4 protein-coding genes and 1 tRNA gene are annotated in these 3586 nt (G+C 41.0%); all 5 read left to right on the forward strand.

Features of this window, described 5'->3' with window-relative positions; translation table 11 throughout:
* Nucleotides 1-500 (forward strand): cell envelope integrity protein TolA (tolA, locus tag H5126_RS13615; RefSeq protein ID WP_182712992.1); only part of this gene is annotated, 500 nt, incomplete at its 5' end.
* 9 nt (nt 501-509) lie between these two features.
* Nucleotides 510-1868 (forward strand): Tol-Pal system beta propeller repeat protein TolB, encoded by a 1359-nt coding sequence (tolB, locus tag H5126_RS13620; protein WP_138488837.1) that lies wholly within the window; start codon nt 510-512, stop codon nt 1866-1868.
* 34 nt (nt 1869-1902) lie between these two features.
* Nucleotides 1903-2445 carry a peptidoglycan-associated lipoprotein Pal gene (pal, locus tag H5126_RS13625; RefSeq protein ID WP_002960636.1) on the forward strand — a complete coding sequence of 181 codons (543 nt, stop codon included), beginning with the start codon at nt 1903-1905 and terminating at the stop codon, nt 2443-2445.
* 13 nt (nt 2446-2458) lie between these two features.
* Complete coding sequence (gene ybgF / locus H5126_RS13630) at nt 2459-3208, forward strand: tol-pal system protein YbgF (RefSeq protein ID WP_182693276.1); 750 nt, start codon at nt 2459-2461, stop codon at nt 3206-3208.
* A gap of 226 nt (nt 3209-3434) precedes the next feature.
* Nucleotides 3435-3510: transfer RNA gene (locus H5126_RS13635), tRNA-Lys, on the forward strand.
* Nucleotides 3511-3586: the final 76 nt, after the last annotated feature.

A 3586-nucleotide genomic window follows, 5' to 3' on the forward strand; every position in this document is an offset into this window, starting at 1 on the left:
AGCAAGAAGCTGAAAACGCAGCAAAAGCAGCAGCTGACAAACGCAAAGCTGAAGAAGAAGCGCTTAAAAAAGCAGAAGCTGAGCGCAAAAAGCGTGAGGAGGAAGCAAAAGAGCGTGCTGCTGAGGCCGAACGTAAACGCCAGCAAGCAATGCAAGAGCAAATGTTACAAGAGCAACTTGCCAAAGAGCAGGCTGCCCGTAGTAAAATACGTCAGCAACAAGTGGTGAGCGAAGTTGATAAGTACCGTGCATTAATTATGGCGCGTATTCAGCAAAACTTACTGATTGATGAAAAAATGAAAAACCAACAGTGCCGAGTTAATATTCGTTTGGGCTTTAATGGTTTAGTAACGCAAGTTAAATCATTAGGTGGCGACAAGTTAGTATGTGAAGCTGCATTAAGAGCAGTGCGCATGGCTGACACATTACCGGTATCTAAAGATAAAGACGTATTCGAAAAACTTAAGAATATTAATTTAACAATCAAGCCAGAATTTTAAAGGAATGATATGTTCAACAAAATAAAAATAGCCTGTTTAGTTTTACTGTTTGGGTTTACGGGTGTTGCTAATGCAGCGCTTGAAATTGTAATAACAGAAGGTGTAGACGGTGCAAGGCCTATTGCCATTGTACCTTTTAAATACCAAGGTGTTGGTCCAATTCCTGAAAAGCTAAGTGGTGTTATTGCTGCCGATTTAATGCGCAGTGGTAAGTTTAAACCTGTTGATGTGGCGCAAATGCCGCAACAGCCAAGTAAAGATGGCGAAATTGATTATGCGTCTTGGGTTAATAAAGGTGTTGAAGCTGTTCTTGTTGGTGAGGTTGAACAACAAACTGATGGGCGTTATTTAGTTCGTTATGAGTTAGTTGATGTGATTCGCGGCCAAATTACCGGTGGCAATACGCAAATGATGAGTAACGGTAAGTTAGTTAAAAGCCAAGATCATATTTTAGAAGCGCGTGAAAGTGTTATTGGCGAGAGTGGTTTTCGTCGTTATTCACACCGCATTAGTGATGTTATTTATGAAAAGCTAACGGGTGAAAAGGGCGCGTTTTTAACTAAAATTGCATATGTAATAGTACGTGATAACGAGCCTAAACCTTATCAACTAGTCGTTGCTGATTACGATGGTTTTAACGAACAGGTATTACTTCGTTCAAAAGAACCATTAATGTCGCCAGCATGGTCACCAAATGGTACTAAACTAGCGTATGTAACGTTTGAAAACCGTCAAAGCCAAATTTACATTCAAGATATATACACAGGTAAGCGTGAAATAATAGCAAGCTACCGTGGTATTAATGGTGCACCGCAGTTTTCGCCAGATGGTAAAAAGCTATTATTAGTGCTTTCTAAGGATAAGACGGGTGCGACAGAAGTTTACATGCTTGACCTTGCTACACGTAAGGAAACACGCTTAACAAATCATCGTAGCATAGATACTGAGCCATCTTGGTACCCTAATGGCCAAGATATTGTGTTTACATCTGAAAGGGGTGGTAATGCTCAGATTTATAAGTTAAATTTAAAAACAGGTAGGTCACAACGACTCACCTTTGATGGTGATATGAACCTTGCTGGTTCTATAACACCAGATGGAAAAGAATTAGTGATGGTTAACCGTACCAACGGGCAGTACCATCTTGCTAAGAAAGAGCTGGCTACAGGTGCGTTTCAAGTATTAACGAGAACACGCCTAGATGAATCACCGAGCATAGCGCCAAATGGCTCGATGATTATATACAGCACGCTCCATAATAATAAACAGGTACTTGCGCTAGTATCGATGGACGGCCGCTTTAAAGCACGGTTACCTGTGCTAGACGGACAAGTAAAGGCACCAGCTTGGTCGCCATACTTACAGTAATATTACTGGTTTACTCAAAATAGGAATCTACTCAATGCAACTTAACAAAATACTTAAAGGCCTGCTAATTGCTGTGCCAGTAATGACATTAGCAGCTTGTAGCTCATCTTCTGATATTGATGAAGGTGCTGCAAACCAATCAAATCAAGGCGTTGTTGAGCAATCAACTAACACTGATACAGTTGAAGTAGCTACAATCTCTCCTGAGCAACAAGCAGAAGAGCAACTTCGTCAAAAGTACGAAGCACTTCGTCAAGAGCAAGTAATTTACTTTGACTTTGATAAAGCGACTGTTGAAGGTAAGTACGCTGATTTACTTCGTGCACATGCTGAGTTTTTAGTTCAAAACCCATCAGTTAAAGTACTAATTGAAGGCCACGCAGATGAGCGCGGTACTCCAGAGTACAACATTGCACTAGGTGAGCACCGTGGCCAAGCAGTTGAAAAATACCTATTAAGCTTAGGTGTTTCAGCTAGCCAAATGTCAGTGGTAAGCTACGGTGAAGAGAAGCCAATGGTTAAATCTCGCACTGAATCAGCTTTCGCTAAAAACCGCCGTGCGGTACTAGTTTACTAAGATAAGAGATATTATGAAGCCGAAAATTATTTTGGCAGCCATGATATTGAGCGGGAGCACCCAGTTAATGGCTGCTCCCGCTCCTGTTTCAGAAGCTGCAAGTTCACAATCAAGTATTGAGAAGCGATTAGCGTCGCTTGAGAATATGATGCAGTCGCGTAACTTTTTACAAGTAGAGTTACAGCAACAACTTAACTTGTTACAAGACGAAGTAAGTCAAATTCGCGGTGTAACTGAAGAGCAAAGCTACAAACTTGAAAAAGTACTGCAGCGTCAGCGTGAGTTGTATCAAGAGATTGAAAACCGCGTGAGCCAGGCTTATACACAGCCAACAGCAGCCCCAGTAATCGATCAGGCGCAGCCAAACGATGCACAGAGCTACAGCAGTGACTTATCTGAAAATGAAGCTTACGAGCGTGCTGTTGCGTTAATAATGAAAGATAAACGTTATGATCAAGCGATTCCTGAATTTCAAACGTTTTTGACTACCTATCCAAACTCTGTATATGCGTCTAACGCGCATTATTGGTTAGGGCAGTTGCTTACTATTAAAAATGATGGCGTAAAAGCGGTGGAGCATTTTAAAGTGGTTGTTAACGAATTTCCAAATTCTAATAAACGCCCTGATGCAATGCTAAAGTTAGGCACACTTTTACAAGATCAAGGTTCAGCGGCGCAAGCACAAAAAATATTGAGCGATCTTATCAATCAATACCCAAGTACTACCGCTGCAAAACTAGCAACTGATCGTTTGGGAAACTAAAGTTCACCAGCGATTAAATTTCTAGTTAAGGCGAGCAAACTACATGGAAACTCTCGAAGAATCTTGGATTTGCATGTAGTTTGAGCACAAACGGTTTAATTTTGTGCATCTAGACATAAAAACTTAAAAAAAGAGACAATTTCGGTTGCACTCATTTTATAAATAAGTATTATAAGCGCCCGCAGCAAACGAATGGTTACCCCACTCGAAATGCGACAAAAAGAGCGGGTTATTAGCTCAGTTGGTAGAGCAGTTGACTTTTAATCAATTGGTCGATGGTTCAAATCCATCATAACCCACCATTCTTTGAATGGTCTTTTATCGGCGGATTTACGTACAATACTAGGTTGTTATAAAACGCAACGTCAGAGCGGGTCA

This window comes from Pseudoalteromonas sp. SG45-3 (assembly GCF_014164075.1).
Classification (GTDB): Bacteria; Pseudomonadota; Gammaproteobacteria; order Enterobacterales; family Alteromonadaceae; genus Pseudoalteromonas; species Pseudoalteromonas distincta.